Here is a 14,932-nt window from a genome sequence, read left to right as displayed (position 1 = left end):
AAAGACCCGGGGTCTGTATTGACCCATTTGGTGGGGATGGGTCTAATTAGACCCGGTGTTTTTTTGCGCCATGGAAATGTCAAGGCCCGTGATTCCAGACTGTTGGGCAGGGAGTTTCTGCTGGCAGGGCCATTGCATTTGTCTAGGGGCGGAAACAATTCATGGGTTCTCAAGCCGCATATGTCCACGGTCAGCAGGCCGAGTCGCCACGCGGGCGGCTGCTCCTGGTGGATGACGAGGAGAACATCCTCAAGTCCATCCGCCGGGTGCTGCGCCGCGGCGACTGGGACATCGAGACGGCGACGGACGCCGAGCAGGGCCTGCGGGCGGTGGAGGCCTTCCACCCCGAGGTGGTCATCTCCGATTTCCGCATGCCGGGGATGAATGGCGTCGATTTCCTTACCCGGGTGAAGCAGCAGGAGCCGCGGGCCCAGCGCATCATGCTGACGGGCCAGGCGGACCAGCAGGCCATCGAAGAGGCCATCAACCGGTCGGAGATCTTCCGCTTCATCTCCAAGCCCTGGAACGACAGCCACCTGGTGCTGACGGTGAAGAGCGCCTTCGAGCAGTACGCGCTCCAGGCGGAGAACGAGCGGCTCTACACGGTGACGCAGGCGCAGAACGCGGAACTGAAGCTGCTCAACGCGGACCTGGAGGAGCGCGTCGCCCAGCGCACGCGCATGCTGAGCCAGGCCAAGCGCGAGTGGGAGCTGTCCTTCGACTGCATGGAGACGCCGCTGTGCGTGGTGCGCGCGCGGGACTTCGCGGTGCGGCGGGCGAACCTGGCGTACGCGGACGTGGCGGGGCGCTCCATCGAGGAGATTCCCTCCGACACCACGTGCTACCGCTACCTCTTCGGCCGCAACGAGCCGTGCACGGGCTGCCCGCTGCCGGCGGCGGTGGAGAGCGGCAAGGGCGCGCGCGGTGAGGTCCGCCAGGGCGGGCGCACCTTCGTGGTGGCCGCCTACCCCATGACGGGGGATGAGCGCGTCGTCTGCACCTACCGGGACGTCACCGAGGAGCAGTCGATGACGCGGCGGCTCATCGAGACGGAGAAGATGGCCGCAGTGGGCCAGCTCGCCGGCGGGGTGGCGCACGAAATCAACAACCCGCTGGGCGGCATCCTCGCCTTCGCGCAGTTGATGTCGCGCGACGCGGGCCGCAGCGAGGCGGACCTGGAGTCGCTGGGCCTCATCGAGGAGAGCGCGCTGCGCTGCAAGCGCATCGTGGAGAGCCTCCTCAAGTTCAGCCGCCACAGCCGCGTGGAGGACCGGCGGCCCTTCGACTTGTCCAAGTGCGTGGAGGACGCGGCGGTGCTGTTCCGCGCGCAGCTCAAGTCCATGCCCACGGTGGAGCTGACGCTGGGGCTCGCGGACGGCCTGCCGAAGGTGTACGGCGACCCCGGTCAGCTCGCGCAGGTGGTGCTCAACCTGCTCCAGAACGGTCTCCAGTCGCTGCCCACGCGTGAGGGCAAGCTGAAGCTGGTGACGGGTCGCGAAGGCGACCGCTGCTTCTTCGCGGTGACGGACACCGGCACGGGTATCGAGGAGAAGTACCTGCCTCGCATCTTCGAGCCGTCGTTCACCACCAAGGCCCCGGGTGAAGGCACCGGCCTGGGGCTCTCCATTGCCTACCGCATCGTCCAGGACCATGGGGGCAGCTTCCACGTGGACACCCAGGTCGGCGAAGGCTCCTGCTTCACCGTTTTTCTGCCCATCCCCCTGCAGCTCGAGAGGTTGCCGTGAACCAAGTCAAGCGCGCCAAAGTCCTCGTCGTGGATGACGACTCCGTCGTCCTCAAGGCCGTGACGCAGATTCTCCAGCGCGAGGGCCACCCGGTGGTGGCCATTGACGACGCGGTGGAGGGCCTGGCGGCCGCGAAGGATCCGACCATCGACGTGGTCGTCCTCGACATCAAGATGCCCAACCTGTCCGGCATGGACCTGCTGCGCGGCATCAAGGCCGACCGCCCGGATGTGGAGGTCATCATGATGACGGCCTTCGCCACCGTGGAGACGGCGGTGGAGGCGGTGAAGGCGGGGGCGTACGACTACCTCACCAAGCCCTTCGAGAACATCGACGAGGTCAGCCTCACGGTGGCCAAGGCGGCCGAGCGCAAGGCGCTCAAGGACCGCACCCGCGCGCTGGAGGAGGCCCTCACGGTCCGCAGCCAGTTCGAGGACCTCATCGGCCAGTCCACGCAGATGCGCTCCGTCTTCAAGCTGGTGGAGACGGTGAGCCACTCCACCGCCACGGTGCTCATCCAGGGGGAGAGCGGCACCGGCAAGGAGCTGGTGGCCCGCGCCATCCACTACCGCAGCGCGCGCAAGGACAAGCCCTTCGTGGCGGTCAACTGTTCGGCGCTGACGGAGACGCTGCTGGAGAGCGAGCTCTTCGGTCACGTGAAGGGCAGCTTCACCGGCGCCACCGGCAACAAGAAGGGCCTCTTCGAGGCGGCCGACGGCGGCACCATCTTCCTGGACGAAATTGGCGACGTGCCCCCGGCCACCCAGGTACGTCTGCTGCGCGTGCTCCAGGAGGGTGAAGTCAAGCGCGTGGGCGCCAACGAGCCGGTGAAGGTGGACGTGCGCGTCATCGCCGCCACCCACGTGGACCTGTCCCGCGCCAAGGAGCAGGGCAAGTTCCGCGAGGACCTCTTCTACCGCCTCAACGTCATCACCATCGACCTGCCGCCCCTGCGTGACCGGCCCGAGGACGTGCCCCTGCTGGCGCACCACTTCCTCAAGCTCTACGCCTCCAAGGCGGACAAGAAGGTGACGGGCATCTCCCCGCGCGCCATGGAAGCCCTCACCTGCAACCGGTGGACGGGCAACGTGCGTGAGCTGGAGAACGTCATCGAGCGCGCGGTGGTGCTGACGGGCAACGAGGTCATCGACGTGGAGGACCTGCCGCCGGGCTTCCAGTCCGCGCCGCAGCCGGACTCCACGGTGGAGGTGTTCAGCCTGGCACACCTGCCGTACGCCCAGGCCAAGCGCCTGGCGATGCGTGCCTTCGAGCGCCGCTACCTGTCCGCGCTGCTGGAGAAGAACAACCAGAACGTCTCCAGCGCCGCGCGCGCGGCGGGCGTGGACCGCTCCAACTTCCGTCGCCTGCTCAAGCAGTACGAGGTGGCCGGCCGGTCCATGAAGCCCCGCGTGGTCTCCCAGGACGACGGCGAGGCGCTGGAAGCCGCGTCCTGACGTGTGTCGGCCGGCGGGCACCCGGGCGTTTCCCATGCGCGCCCGGGGCCCTCCTGGACTACAAAGGCGGGTTTGCGTGCAGACCCTGGCAATCGTCGCGAAGAGGGACAAGCCCGAGGCGGTAGCGCTCGCGGCTCAAATCCGTGAGCGGTACCCCCACCTGTCGGTGCTGGCGGACCGCACGCTGGCCCATGAGCTGGGCTGGCCGCGGGTGGATGACCGGGAGCTGGTGACCCGGGCGGACCTGATGGTGGTGCTGGGCGGTGACGGCACGCTCATCTACGCGGCGCGCCTGCTCGGTGGCCGCGGGGTTCCGATTCTGGGCGTCAACCTGGGCAGCCTGGGCTTCATGACGGAAGTCCCGGTGGAAGAGCTGTACCCCATGCTGGAGCAGGTGCTCGCGGGGCGCTTCCAGGTGGACTCCCGGATGAAGCTCACCTGCCGCCTGCTGCGCGGGGGCAGGGTGCTCATCGAGGACGAGGTCCTCAACGACGTGGTCATCAACAAGGGCGCGCTGGCGCGCATCGCCGACCACGAGACGTCCATCGACGGGGTCCCCATCACGACCTACAAGTCGGACGGCGTCATCCTGGCCACGCCCACCGGCTCCACGGCGTACTCGCTGTCGGCGGGGGGGCCCATCGTCCACCCGTCGGTGGACTGCACGGTGCTGTCGCCCATTTGTTCGCACGCCCTCACGCAGCGCTCCATCGTCGTGCCGGCGGACCGGACCATCCGGGTGACGCTGCGCAGTGAGACGGCGGACACGTACCTGACCATCGACGGGCAGACGGGCCACGGGCTCCAGGGTGGGGACTGCATCGAGGTGGTGCGCTCGCCCAACCGGGTGAACCTGGTGCGCAACCCGAAGGTGGCCTACTTCTCCATCCTCCGGCAGAAGCTCCACTGGGGCGAGCGCTGAAAGGCGCCGCGCGCCGTGTTCCTCTTCCTGTCGAAGGTGCTGGACCTGCTGCTGGCGCCGCTCTCCTGGGCGCTGCTGCTGTGGCTGGTGGCCTGGGGGCTGCGGCGGCGACGTGAGCGGCTGTCGCGCGTGCTGAGTGTGCTGGGCGGCGTGGTGCTGTACGCCTTCTCCATCGAGCCGGTGGCCATGGGGCTGATGCGGGCGACGGAGGCGGGGGCGGTGCGGTCCTTCCAACCGGGGGCCACGTATGACGCCGTCATCGTCCTGGGCGGCGGGTTGGATCCAGCCGCCACGGAGCGCACCGGCGTGCCGGAGTACAACGCGGCGGCGGAGCGGGTGCTGCGGGGCTTCGAGCTGCTGCGCGAGGGCCGGGCTCGGCAGGTGCTCATCTCCGGCGGTTCGCTGGACCCGAGGCCCGAGGCGGTGGTGGAGGCAGACGTGCTGCTCCGGCAGCTCCAGCAGTGGGGGATTCCGCGGGAGCGCATCGTCACGGAAGGGCGCAGCCGCAATACACGGGAGAACGCGGTGGAGTCCGCGCGCATCATCCAGGCGCGAGGGTGGAAGTCCCTGCTGCTGGTGACGAGCGCCGCGCACATGCCGCGCGCCGCGGGTTGCTTCGCGGCGGTGGGGCTGCGTCCGGACCTGTTGCCGGTGGACTCGCGGGCGTCGAACACGCCGCTGCGGCGCATGAGCTGGTTGCCGAGGTCTGGGGCCCTCAACCTGAGCACCGACGCCCTGCGTGAGCTGGCGGGGCGTGTGGTGTATCGCGTGCGAGGCTGGACGGCGCCTTGAGCGCCGCGCCCCGTCCTACTTCAGCGGCGCGGGCGGCTGACGCGCGTCGGGGGCCAGGGCGCCCGTGCCGCGCCGGGAGATACGGCCATCCGCCTGGGCATGCGGCGACGGCGTACCGGTGCGGAACGCCTCCGCCAGCACGTCCAGGGGCGAGTTCCCCGTCACCCTGGCCGGCGTGGACGGCTGGTTCCGCAGCATGTCGTAGCCGTCCTTGCCGCTGGCGAGGAAGCTCAGCGTTGCCAGCCGGTACGTGGCTGCCTTGTCCAACGGCCTTCCGCCCACCTTCACGCCCAGCACCCGCTGGCCGGCGGGCCGGTCCGAATCGAAGGTGAACTCCAGCCCGGATACCTGCGGAAAGCGGCCCGGCCGTGAGTCCTCGCGGCTGAGGCTGACGCCGTTCTCCAGCGCCGCGCGCAGCGTGTCCCCCTTCACCTCCAGCACCACCAGCTCATCCGCGTACGGCAGGATGGCGTGCAAGTCCCGCCGGGTGACACCACCCGCGGGCAGCAGCGCGTCCGCGCGCAGCGCCCCGGCGTTGACCAGCGCCACGTCCGCCCTGGCCGCCGCGCGGAACGCATCCGCGACGAACGAGCCCAGGTTCGTCTCCTGGGTGCGCACCAGCGCGGCCCGCGCCTCCAGGGCCACGGGGGAGCGGCCCACGTGCTCGGACAACTGGTTGAACAGCGCGGCATAGGGCTGCATGGCCGCGTTGAAGGCCGCGTCCTCCGGCACCTGCCGCGTCACCGGCAGCGTCTGCCACGTCACCTGGCGCACCGCGGCCGTCGCCGCGTCCACGTCCAGCGTGAGCCGGCCCAGGTCCACCGCGTCCGCCGCCACCTTGAAGATGGGCGTGCCCGTGCTGCGGTCCTCCAGCGCCTCGTGGTCATGCCCCCCGAGCACCGCGTCCACCTTGACGCAGCGGGTGAGCGCCCGGTCCTGGTCCGCCGTCAGGTGGGTGAGGGCCACCACCACCTGGGCGCCGGCCTCGCGCAGCTTCGCCACCTCGCCCCGGGCCGCCTCGCAGACGTCTCCGAAGAGCGTGTCCTTGCCGGCCTTCGTGGTGGCCTTTGTCTCCTGGAGCACCACGCCGAAGAGGCCCAGCTTGATGCCGCCCAACTCCCGAATCGCGGAGGCCTGGACCCCCGCGAAGAGGCCCCCGGACTTCGTGTCCCGCACGTTGGCCCCGAGCCACGTGAAGCGGGACTCGCGGATGCGCTCACGCAGGACATCGTCGCCGAAGTCGAACTCGTGGTTGCCCAGCACCGCGTAGTCCAGGCCGAACGCATTCCACGCGTCCACCATGTGCCGGCCCTTGAGCGCCTTGCCGTCCACCTCCACCAGCGACTCCACGGACGGAGACAGCGTGTCGCCCCCCATCAGCGTCAGGACGTGGGGGCTCTCGCGAAGCACCTGCTTGCGCAGCGTGGCGGCGCGGGCCATGCCCCCCCTTCCTTCCTCGACGGCCTGGACCTGGTAGACGTCCGCCAGGTGAAGGAGCGTCAGGCGCACCGTGCCGGAAGGCGGTGCGGGCGTGGGGGAGGGGGCGCTCGTGGCGCATCCGCTGGCAAGGACCGCGGCCAACGCGAGCAGGGCCTCACGTCGGGCCAGCGCTGTCTTCTTCGTCATCGTGCGTCGCTCTCCCCAGCGCGCTCCCTGGGTGGGGCGCAACGTGTGGGGCGTATCGCACTCATGCGTCGATGGCGAGCACCGGGAACTTCGCGCGCGTGTCTCACAGGGGGGCAGGTGTGCCGGTGGATACGTTTGACGCGCTGAGTTGTGGTGGAAAATTACAGATTCCGTGCAGAGCCGTTTGCACGGGATTTGCGCCGGTTGCTAGGACGCTCCCTGACCAAGGGAGGTTGTCATCCATGAGGCATAGCAACAGGTGGAGTGCGCTCCTGCTGGCGGGTGTGATTGCCGGCTGTGGGGAGTCCGCGCTCGAAGCGCCGCGAGGTTCCGCGGAAGAGACGGCGGTCATCAGCCAGCAGCTCAGCTCGTCCACGCGGCCCGGCATGGGCGCCACCGTCTATGCGGGTGGCACCACGTTCCGCGTCTGGGCGCCGATGGCGAGCCGGGTGTTCGTCTCCGGCGATTTCAACGGCTGGGGCACCTGGATTGAGCTGGGCAACGAGTTCAACGGCAACTTCTCCGGCGATGTGGCGGGCGCGGTGAAGGGCCAGAAGTACAAGTTCATCACCCGCAACCAGTGGGGCAGCGACGCGTGGCGGGCGGACCCCCGCTCGGCGTGGCAGGAGAACTCCACCGGCTCCAGCATCATCTACGACCACGGCGAGTACTGGTGGAACGCGCAGCAGTACAGCAGCCCTGGCTTCAACGAGATGATCATCTACGAGATGCACGTCGGCACGTTCCACGACTCGCCCGGCTTCGGCCCCGGCAACTGGAACAGCGCGATTGCCAGGCTCGACCACGTCCGGGACCTGGGCGCGAACATGATCAAGGTCATGCCCGCGTACGAGTTCGCTGGTGACTTCTCCTGGGGCTACAACGCCGCCTTCCCGTTCGCGCCGGAGAGCGCCTACGGGCACCCCAACGACATGAAGCGCTTCGTGGACGAGGCGCACATGCGTGGCATCGGCGTCATCTTCGACGTGGTGCACAACCACTACGGCCCCAGCGACCTGCCCATGTGGTGCTTCAGCGGCGACTGCCTGGGCTCGGGCGGCGAGTACTTCTACAACGACTGGCGCAAGAGCACGCCGTGGGGCGACACCCGCCCGGACTACGGCCGCCCCGAGGTCCGCGCGTACATTCGCGACTCGATGATGAACCTCACCCATTCCTTCCGGGGTGACGGTCTGCGCTGGGACGCCACCAAGTACATGCGCACGCAGAATGGCAGCGACACCACCGCCATCCCCGACGCGTGGCGCGTGTTCCGCTCCATCAACCGCGAAATCAACGCCACGCAGCCGTGGAAGATCAGCATCGCCGAGGACTTCGGCGGTGGTGACTCCATCACCAACGACGCCACGTCCGACACCTCGGGCGGCGCGGGCTTCGACTCGCAGTGGGGCGGCGACTTCGTGCACGCCATCCGCGCGGCGGTCATCGCGTCGAACGACAGCGGCCGTGACATGAACGCGGTACGCAACGCCATCACCCAGCGCTACAGCGGGCGGCACACCGCGCGCGTCATCTACTCGGAGAGCCACGACGAGGTGGCCAACGGCAAGGCGCGCGTCCCGGAGGAGATCTGGCCGGGCAACGCAGGCAGCTGGGCCGCCAAGAAGCGCTCCACGCTGGCGGCGGGCGTCGTCTTCACCTCGCCTGGCATCCCGATGATCTTCCAGGGCCAGGAGTTCCTCGAGGACGGCTACTTCCAGGACACGGACCCCGTGGACTGGGGCAAGAACAGCACTTACAGCGGCATCCGGACGCTGTACCGCGACCTCATCCGCCTGCGCCGCAACTGGTTCAACAACACGCGCGGCCTACGCGGTGGCAACGTCAACGTCCACCACGTCAACAACAGCGGCAAGGTGATTGCGTACCACCGTTGGGAGAACGGCGGGCCGGGGGATGACGTCGTCATCGTCGCCAACTTCAGCGGCACGTACTTCCCCAGCTACAACATCGGCTTCCCGCGCGGGGGCATGTGGTACGCGCGCTTCAACAGCGACTGGAACGGGTACTCGGGCGACTTCGGCAACACGGCGTCGATTGACACCGTGGCCTACAGTGGCGCGAAGGACGGCCTGTCGCATAACGCGTCGTTCGCCATCGGTCCCTACTCGCTGGTCATCTTCTCGCAGTAGCGCCTGACGGCACCGGGCGCCCGGGGTGGAGTCTCCCGGGCGCTCGTTCGCGCCTCAGACGTTGTAGCGCCGGCCCTGTGCGAGCGGTTCGATGAGGCTCGCGCTGGTGTCGAAGTCATCCGGGTAGTGGATGAGCCGCATCCGGGCGCGCAGCTCGGCGGGCAGCGCCGCCAGCTTCTCGTAGGGCGTGTGCACGCCGTAGTTCGTCTCGTGGATGATGAGGTCCGCCTTGGAGAGCCAGTCGATGAGGCCCTCGTCGAAGGCGGTGTCCGCGCTGTACCCCAGGCAGCGGCCCCCCGCGTGGATGCGCAGCGCGGTGGTGGGCACGTGGTGGTACGTCATCCGGCTCTCGATGAGAAAGGGTCCGTGCCGCACGGCGGCCTCCGTGGAGAGCGGCGTGTGGTCGAAGTAGTCCTCGAAGTGCTTGTCGTTGGGGGGCTCCCCGCGCCGCTCGATGAGGCACTCCATGCCCGCGGCCAGGTTGCCTTCCCACAGCCGGTTCGCGACGGCGGGGTGGGCCAACACCTCCAGCTTCCGCTGCAGCACGAAGAAGGAGAAGTAGCCCAGGCTCTCCAGACCCGAAGCGTGGTCCGCGTGCAGGTGGGTGAGGGCCACGGCGCTGACGCGGTCCGCGTCCAGGGGCACGCCGGAGGACTCGGACGCCTCGCGCATCATCTTCCGGATGGGATGCGGGCAGTCCACCAGCAGCACCTGGTCCTCCGCCTCCACGGCGAAACAGGACGAATAGCGCAGGGCGGAGAAGGCGTCGCCGATGCCGAGGGTGATGAAGGACAGGCTCAAGGCAGGCTCCGGAGGGAAGGGTCGAGTCGCTCCCGAAGTTTCGCCGCGACGGCCGGTGGACAGAAGGCGGAAACGTCCTCGCCGCGCGCCACGCGCGCCTTGAGTCCGCTGCTGCTCACCTCGGCCAGGTGGGCTTCGGCTGGGAGGAAGAGGGTGGACAGCTCGGGCGCCAGTGCGCGGTTGTTCTGCGCCAGCGTCGTCTCGAACTGGGCATCCGTGGCGCCGCGCACGCCGCGCAGCAGGACGCTGGCGCCAATGTCCCGCGCGAAGTCGACGATGAGCCCCTGCGTGCGCGCCACGGTGACGTTGGGGTGGTGCGCCACGGCTTCGCGGAGGAGCGCCACGCGCTCGTCGGCGGACAGCAGGCTCTGCTTGTCCGGGTTGACGGCCACCACCACCACGACGTGGCCGAAGAGGCGGGCCGCCTGCCGGACGACGGACATGTGGCCGGCGGTGACGGGGTCGAAGCTGCCGGCATAGACGGCGATGGTCATCACGACACCTCGGGAGCGGCCTCGGCGTTCGGGCTCTGGAGCGGGTGGAAGGAGAAGGCGGCGTACAGCGTGCCCGCCGCGCACAGGAACGCGGCCAGCGTGAAGTGGCCGGCATAGCCAAGGGCCTGGGCGCTGAAGCCACTCAGCGCGGCGGCGGCGCCCGTGGCCAGCACCACCAGGGACGCCTGCACGGTGTAGTCCGTGGCGGCGTGGTCCGGCCGGCAGGCGTCCATCATCGCGGTGAAGACGGCCGCGGTGGCCATGCCGCTGGCCACGTACTCGACGCCGCAGACGAGGGTGAGCAGGGGCAGGGACGTGGGGCCTCGAGCCGCCAGTGCGTAGAGCAGCACCGCGCCGGCCTGGATGCCTCCGAAGACGAGCAACGCCCGTCGCCGTCCGAGCCGCACCACCAGACCGCCTCCCAGCAGCGCCCCCACGAGTCCCGCGGTGAAGCCCACGCCGCCCAACAGCCAGCCGATGGCCGTCAGCGACAGGCCCTCGTCGACCAGGAAGGTGCGCAGCATCCCGGTGGCCAGGGCTTCGCCCGCCTTGTAGACGACGAGCAGCGTGAGCCACGGGCCGGCCCCCGGACGTTTCAGCCACCATCGCAGGCCCAGGCTCTGCGCGGGTGGTGGCGCGGTGGGGGGCTCGCGGAAGAGGGCAACGGGCACGGTGGCCAGGAGCAGCAGTGTGCCCAACGCGAGGAACGTGGGGCGCCAGCCCACCGCGTCGAAGACAGCGAGCATCACGCCTCCACCCAGAATCATCCCGACGCGGTAGGCCGCCACCTGGATGCCGTTGCCCCAGCCGCGCTCGGCCGGTGCGAGCAGGTCCACCGCCAGCCCGTCGGTGGCCACGTCCTGCGTGGCGGCCAGGAGGTTGATGCCCAGCACCGCGGCCATCAGCAGCCGCATGTCCGGGCCGCCTTCGGGGAGCGCGAGCGCCAGCAGGAGCCCCGACGACAGGCACTGCAGCGGCAGGATGTAGCCGCGCCGTCGGCCCCACCTCGCCGAACCGTGCCGGTCCATGGGCGGGGCCCAGAGGAACTTGAGCGCCCAGGGCAGCGCCAGCAGGTGCGCCAATCCGATGGAAGGCAACGACAGGCCCTGATGGCGCAGCAGCACGGGCAGGGCCTGGGTGAAGAAGCCGAAGGGAAGCCCCTGTGACAGGTAGAGGCTGGAGAGGAGCCCCAGCTTCGTGGCCGTCCTCATGCGTCCTCCTTCGCGCCGGCCGGGTCCAGCAGTCCCGCGGCCATGCGCTTCACCGTGCTGGCGGCGGAGCCCGCGGGGACCAGGCCCGGGACGCTGGCGGCGAGCACGAAGTAGCCCTGCACGGCGGCGAACAGCCCGGCCGCCAGCGCGGGCGCCTTGCGCCGTCCCACCACGGCGGCGACGAGCGACGTCAGGTGCTCCAGGTCGGCGCGCACCACCTGCGCGTAGATGGCTCGTACCTCGGGCTGCCGGATGGCCTCCGCGCTGATGGTGACCCAGCTCGCGACGGCCGCCGGGGCCGCGTCGCCGCCCGTGGCGAGGAAGGCCTCCACGAAAGCGTCCACGCGGGCGCGGGCGTCCGGGCCCTTCACCCGTTCCAGCCGCGTCGCCACCCGCTGCCGCGCCTGCGCCGCGAGCTGCTCCACCAGCGTGAGGAGAATCTCCTGCTTGCCACTGAAGTGGTAGTGCACCAGTCCCGGGCTCAACCCCGCCGCCTTCGCGATTTCGCTCACGGACGCGCGCTCGTAACCGCGCTCCGACATGACCTTCAGCAGGCCCGCGACAATCTGCTGACGGCGCTCCTCGGTGTTGGATGGACGGGGCATGGTGGTGTGTTTATTGGTTGTTTGACCAACTTATAAACAGGGCAGGCAAGGGCGTCAATCCCACCTGCCCCTGGGGGCGACGGCCCGAATGTGGAAGGACCCCAATGCGCTGCTAGCGTGGAGCGCATGACACGAACCGCCCGTCGCCGCCGCGTCGTGGTGCTGTCTGGATTCCTGGTGGGACTCTGCCTGGGCGTGCCGGGAGTCACCTGGGCCCTTCCGCCGCCGTGTGGCCCCAATGACCCGCCCGCTTTCTGCGACGCGAAGATGGTCGCCCTGCTCGTGCAGGCTGGCCGGGGGGCCAATGCCCTCCGAGTCGAGTCTGGAAGCGAGGTCCAGGTGCGCTGGCCCGACTGGAAGGGGGCATTGCGCCTGCAGGCGACTCGCAGTGACTCCGGAACCTATGAGGTCTCCGTGGGGCTGCCGGGAAAGAACACGCCCCTGAAGCGAGGGGTCCTCAAGAAGAAGGGAGCGGCGCTCACGCTCGTTCCCGGCAAGGACGTGCCCGCGGGCTATTTCGGCGCGGCGGGGCACCCGGTGAAGTTCATCCTCGATGAATGAGGTGGGGCCATGAAACTGCTTCGCTTCGCGCTGTGGGGGCTCGTTGTGGCCCTGGCATTCTCCGCCGGGGTCTGGTTCAGCAGGGACTCCGTCACTTCGCAGGTGCCGGCAGGGGATGCCGCCGTCCAGGCGCCCTCCGTCGTCGCCCCCACTCCGTCCGATGCGCGCGCCGCACCGCGTCCGGCGGAGGCGCCGAGGCGGGAGGCTGCCGTGACAGCGCCCTCGGCGGCACGTGACGCCACCGTGCTTCGCAGGCTTCCAGAACCCGCTGCGGCTGTCCCGGCTGCGCCCGAGAAGGACACGGCGCCCGAAGACCGGCCTCTCGCCTTCGCGCCCGAACTGCCGGAGCCCTTCACGCCGAAGGGCTTCGAGCGTGTGGCCTTTCGCGCCGCCAACGAGTGCGGCATGGGGCTCGACGTGGTGGCGGTGGACTGCTCCGAATTCCCCTGCATCGCCTGGACGCAGGCGAAAGACGACACCGTGAAGCACTTCTCCATGTCGGGGTGCGCCCCCTGGGAAGAGGCCTTTCAGCACCGGACGATGGTCGTCGCGAGCGGGCAGTTCAAAGAAGGCGGGGCCGGTGCCCGGTACCTGGCGTGGATGCCGCTGCCCGTGGACCCCGAGCTCAACCGCATCGCCATGCGGCGCGCCCGGGAGCGCACCGATGGCATGAAGGAAGCCCTGGGACTGCGGTAGTCCCCGCGCCGCCTCAGGCCGGAACGGCGTCCGCGTGGATGGGGACCTCTCGCGCGGAGACGAGCGCCTCGATGCCTGCGGCCACCATCGCCGGCACCTCCAGCGCCGGGAAGTGGCTGGTGGCGGGGAGCTTCAGCACGTGAAAGCCCGGATGCTCCACGCCGAAGTCCACCTGCGCCGCCAGGTAGTCGTGTGACTCCGGCCGCGCGTACAGGTGCATCGTGAGCGGCATGGGCTCCAGCGCCGCGAGCGCTCGCAGCGGAGAGCCCTCGCGGGCGTAGGCCGCTTCAATCTCCCGCCCGGCCCGGGCCCACATGGCTTCGTCGAACGCGCCCATGTCGTCGCGCACGAAGCGGCGGATGGCGTCGTCGTCGAGCCCCTCCAGCCAGCCCTGGAGCAGGCTGTCTCGCACCTGGCTCCAGCGCTCCGTCTGGAGCCCGCGCACGGCGCGGAGGAAGGCCGGGGTGGGCTCGGTGGCAATCCAGTCCAGCAGCACCATCCGCGGCACACGCGCAGGGCCCAACGCCCGTCGCAGGTCGAGCGCCCACCAACCCGCGTGGGACATGGCCACGGGGACGATGTGCCGCGCGCCGCTGGCCTCCACGACCGCGAGCAGGTCCTCCAGCACCGTGGTGCTGTCGAAGTCGGCGCCTCCACCTTCGGACTCGCCGTGCCCCCGGATGTCCACGGACAGGACTCGGCGGAAAGCGGAGCAGCGGGGTATCAGCTTCTGGAAGCTCGCTCGGGTGGTGCACCACCCTGGGATGAAGAGAAGCGCGGGCTCGCCCTGACCCGCGTCGTCGTAGCGGATGCGGGCGCCGCCGCGAGTGTGTACTTCCGGCATGTCGTCCCCTCCGTGGAAGCGTTGGTTGGTTCTCGCTGGAGGGTGCGCAGGCCCGGCCCGCATGTCAGCAGGCAACACGGCAGGGGCCGTTCCGGCCGGGCGGAGGGGCGCTGTCTCAGCCAATTCACGTTTCGCGCAGTATCCTGCTCCTGATTTCCCGGGATGACCCCTGCGGGAGATGTTCACATGCAACTGAAGGTTGCTCGCCGCTCATCCCCATGGGCGTGCCGTCGTCCGAGCGCGGCGTCGCGCGCCGGTGGGAGAGGCCGGAGCGCTTCGCGGTCGGCGCACACCAATCAGAAGGTCAGCAGCGTCGTCACGCGCTCGCGCCCGAGGCGGTTGGGGCCTTCGAGGAAGTCCAGGCTGAGGAGGAAGCTGAAGCCCACCAGCTCGCCGCCGAGCCGGGACACGAGCCTCGCGGTGGCCTCCGCCGTGCCTCCCGTGGCCAGCACGTCATCCACGACGAGCACCCGCTCCCCCTGGAGGATGGCGTCCTCGTGCATCTCCACGCCGTCGGAGCCGTACTCCAGCGAGTAGCGCTCCACCACCGAGCGGTGAGGCAGCTTCCCTGGCTTGCGCGCCGGCACGAAGCCCGCGTTGAGCGCAAGCGCGATGGGGGCGCCCAGCAGGAAGCCTCGGGCCTCCACGCCGACCACCTTCGTGACGTGCTGTCCCCGGAAGGGCGCCGACATGGCGTTGATGACGCGGCCGAACAGGCGCGGGTCCGCCAGCACGGGGGTGATGTCCTTGAAGACGATGCCGGGCTTGGGGAAGTCCGGCACGTCCCGGAGCCGGGCATTCAGGTCGGCGACGAGGGTGGTGTCGGTCAGGCTCGGGACGGGCGGGTTCATGGCGTGCGCTCCAGCGGGGGGATGAAAAACGGTGGGGCGGGGAAGGGGAGGACCGGGGGACGGGAGGCTCGGATGGCCGCCTGCCCTGCCGCCATGGAGACGGCCCCCTGCCCGCGGGGGGCATTCGCCCAGCGGAATGGCCTCACGGGGGCGTCCCGCCTCTGGGGAGAGGGGCGG

Annotated in this window: 14 protein-coding genes; 7 read left to right on the top strand and 7 right to left on the bottom strand. The window is 69.7% G+C overall.

Annotation, left to right across the window (positions count from 1 at the left end; genetic code table 11):
* The first annotated feature begins 161 nt into the window (after positions 1-161).
* The 4 genes from BLU09_RS13760 (at position 162) to BLU09_RS13745 (ending at position 4,913) form a co-directional block, all read left to right on the top strand.
* Positions 162-1,745: an ATP-binding protein gene (locus tag BLU09_RS13760; RefSeq protein WP_090490017.1), complete on the top strand. Its 1,584-nt coding sequence runs from the start codon at positions 162-164 to the stop codon at positions 1,743-1,745.
* Positions 1,742-3,199 (top strand): sigma-54-dependent transcriptional regulator, encoded by a 1,458-nt coding sequence (locus BLU09_RS13755; RefSeq protein ID WP_011555329.1) that lies wholly within the window; start codon positions 1,742-1,744, stop codon positions 3,197-3,199. The genes BLU09_RS13760 and BLU09_RS13755 overlap by 4 nt, the downstream gene beginning before the upstream one ends.
* A 76-nt stretch (positions 3,200-3,275) precedes the next feature.
* Positions 3,276-4,121, top strand: coding sequence for an NAD(+)/NADH kinase (locus tag BLU09_RS13750; RefSeq protein ID WP_090490016.1), 846 nt, complete (start codon positions 3,276-3,278; stop codon positions 4,119-4,121).
* Between the two features lie 15 nt (positions 4,122-4,136).
* On the top strand, positions 4,137-4,913 hold the full coding sequence (locus BLU09_RS13745) for a YdcF family protein (RefSeq protein ID WP_090490015.1): 777 nt from the start codon (positions 4,137-4,139) through the stop codon (positions 4,911-4,913).
* A 15-nt stretch (positions 4,914-4,928) separates the two neighbouring features.
* Here the strand turns inward: BLU09_RS13745 and BLU09_RS13740 are convergent, their stop codons facing one another.
* Positions 4,929-6,539, bottom strand: a complete 1,611-nt coding sequence (locus BLU09_RS13740) for a bifunctional metallophosphatase/5'-nucleotidase (RefSeq protein WP_090490014.1) — start codon at positions 6,537-6,539, stop codon at positions 4,929-4,931.
* A 242-nt stretch (positions 6,540-6,781) separates the two neighbouring features.
* On the opposite strand from BLU09_RS13740, the gene BLU09_RS13735 reads away from it, so the two are divergent.
* Positions 6,782-8,692 carry an alpha-amylase family glycosyl hydrolase gene (locus BLU09_RS13735; RefSeq protein WP_090490013.1) on the top strand — a complete coding sequence of 637 codons (1,911 nt, stop codon included), beginning with the start codon at positions 6,782-6,784 and terminating at the stop codon, positions 8,690-8,692.
* 54 nt (positions 8,693-8,746) lie between these two features.
* Here BLU09_RS13735 and BLU09_RS13730 read toward each other — a convergent pair whose 3' ends face one another.
* From BLU09_RS13730 to BLU09_RS13715, 4 genes are read right to left on the bottom strand one after another with little or no spacing between them, the layout of a single operon-like run.
* A complete protein-coding gene (locus BLU09_RS13730) occupies positions 8,747-9,493 on the bottom strand; it encodes an MBL fold metallo-hydrolase (protein ID WP_090490012.1) in 747 nt (248 codons plus the stop codon).
* A complete protein-coding gene (coaD, locus tag BLU09_RS13725; RefSeq protein WP_090490011.1) occupies positions 9,490-9,987 on the bottom strand; it encodes a pantetheine-phosphate adenylyltransferase in 498 nt (165 codons plus the stop codon). Before coaD ends, BLU09_RS13730 begins: the two co-directional genes overlap by 4 nt.
* Positions 9,987-11,198 (bottom strand): MFS transporter, encoded by a 1,212-nt coding sequence (locus BLU09_RS13720; protein ID WP_090490010.1) that lies wholly within the window; start codon positions 11,196-11,198, stop codon positions 9,987-9,989. Before BLU09_RS13720 ends, coaD begins: the two co-directional genes overlap by 1 nt.
* On the bottom strand, positions 11,195-11,803 hold the full coding sequence (locus BLU09_RS13715; RefSeq protein ID WP_090490009.1) for a TetR family transcriptional regulator: 609 nt from the start codon (positions 11,801-11,803) through the stop codon (positions 11,195-11,197). Before BLU09_RS13715 ends, BLU09_RS13720 begins: the two co-directional genes overlap by 4 nt.
* Before the next feature lie 126 nt (positions 11,804-11,929).
* Here BLU09_RS13715 and BLU09_RS13710 point away from each other — a divergent pair, with 126 nt between their 5' ends.
* Positions 11,930-12,364, top strand: coding sequence for a hypothetical protein (locus tag BLU09_RS13710; RefSeq protein WP_090490008.1), 435 nt, complete (start codon positions 11,930-11,932; stop codon positions 12,362-12,364).
* A 9-nt stretch (positions 12,365-12,373) separates the two neighbouring features.
* Entirely contained in the window at positions 12,374-13,060 is a 687-nt protein-coding gene (locus tag BLU09_RS13705) for a hypothetical protein (RefSeq protein ID WP_244171698.1), read from the top strand.
* 13 nt (positions 13,061-13,073) lie between these two features.
* Here BLU09_RS13705 and BLU09_RS13700 read toward each other — a convergent pair whose 3' ends face one another.
* The gene (locus tag BLU09_RS13700; RefSeq protein ID WP_090490007.1) at positions 13,074-13,904 is read right to left on the bottom strand and encodes an alpha/beta fold hydrolase; all 831 of its coding nucleotides are present in this window, start codon (positions 13,902-13,904) and stop codon (positions 13,074-13,076) included.
* Between the two features lie 296 nt (positions 13,905-14,200).
* On the bottom strand, positions 14,201-14,755 hold the full coding sequence (locus BLU09_RS13695) for an adenine phosphoribosyltransferase (RefSeq protein ID WP_090490006.1): 555 nt from the start codon (positions 14,753-14,755) through the stop codon (positions 14,201-14,203).
* Positions 14,756-14,932: the final 177 nt, after the last annotated feature.

The sequence above is a fragment of the Myxococcus virescens genome (genome assembly GCF_900101905.1).
In the GTDB taxonomy this organism is placed as follows: Bacteria; Myxococcota; Myxococcia; order Myxococcales; family Myxococcaceae; genus Myxococcus; species Myxococcus virescens.
Note: the sequence above shows the minus strand (reverse complement) of the source record. Positions and strands in the feature narration are given on the sequence as shown.